The organism is Bacteroides sp. ET489 (assembly GCF_030518095.1).
Taxonomy (GTDB): Bacteria; Bacteroidota; Bacteroidia; order Bacteroidales; family Bacteroidaceae; genus Bacteroides; species Bacteroides ndongoniae.
Map to the genome: position 1 here is coordinate 1 of NZ_JAULLJ010000110.1, position 984 is coordinate 984.

General features: G+C 50.9%; 2 protein-coding genes. Both read left to right on the forward strand.

Annotation, left to right across the window (positions count from 1 at the left end; genetic code table 11):
* Positions 1-308, forward strand: a 308-nt coding sequence (locus Q3C19_RS18225) for a transposase (RefSeq protein ID WP_302731273.1), incomplete at its 5' end; no start/stop codon positions are given.
* Positions 308-984 (forward strand): DDE-type integrase/transposase/recombinase (locus tag Q3C19_RS18230; protein ID WP_302731275.1); only part of this gene is annotated, 677 nt, incomplete at its 3' end. The genes Q3C19_RS18225 and Q3C19_RS18230, both read left to right, overlap by 1 nt.

Genomic DNA, 984 nt, shown 5'->3' on the forward strand with positions numbered 1-984 from the left:
TGAGCAAGCATTCTTTTTGCCGACTTTACTCACTCAGCGGTCTTAGGCTTTTAAATTATTGGATAGAAAAGTATGGTGATAAAGTAAAATCGCTATCTTCGCCTTCGATAACTTCAACGGAAGAAGATATGGCCAACCGCAGCAAAGAAAGTTACCGTGAAGAGAACGCTCAGTTGAAGAAGCGCATCAAGGAATTGGAGAAAGCGCTTTCTTTCTCTCGTTTAGAAACGGAAGCACGTGATTTGATGATTACGCGTGCCGAGGAGTATTTTAACATCCCCATCCGAAAAAAATCTGGGGCCAAGTAGTGAAGGAACTGGTCAGCGGGCGCGGTCTGAAGGTCGCCCCCGCCTGCCGTCTATTTGGCCATTGCCGTCAGGCCTTCTACCAGTCGAAGGCCGACATCGAGGAGGAGTTGCAGCGCGAACGCGTCATAGTGGAAAACGTACATGAAATCCGAAAGGAAGATCCCGGCATTGGAGGTTACAAGCTTTGGGTCATGCTCACCGCCCTTTTCGGGGCAAAGTTCATCCCTGGGCGTGACAGCTTCTTTGCGCTTCTTCGCCGTTACCGTCTGATGCTCCCGCCTCCCAAACCCCGGCACACAACCCGTTCGAACCACCGTTATCACAAGTGGAAGAACTTGGTGAAGGATTTTGTACCAATATCTTCCAATCAGTTGTGGGTGAGCGACATCACTTACATTGTGCTTGCCGACGGGAGCGTCTGCTACCTTCATCTGATAACCGATGCCTACTCGCACAAGATTGTCGGCTGGAAGCTTGCCGACACGCTCCGCGCGGCCATTACCATGCAGGCATTGGAGCAGGCAATAAAGCAGGCTGTCAAACTGAGAGGCAGCACAAGTCTCAAAGGACTGATCCACCATTCTGATCGGGGTGTACAATACTGCTGCGACGCTTATGTGGCGATGCTACAGGCGCACGAGATTGACATTAGCATGACGGAGGACTACAACCCTAC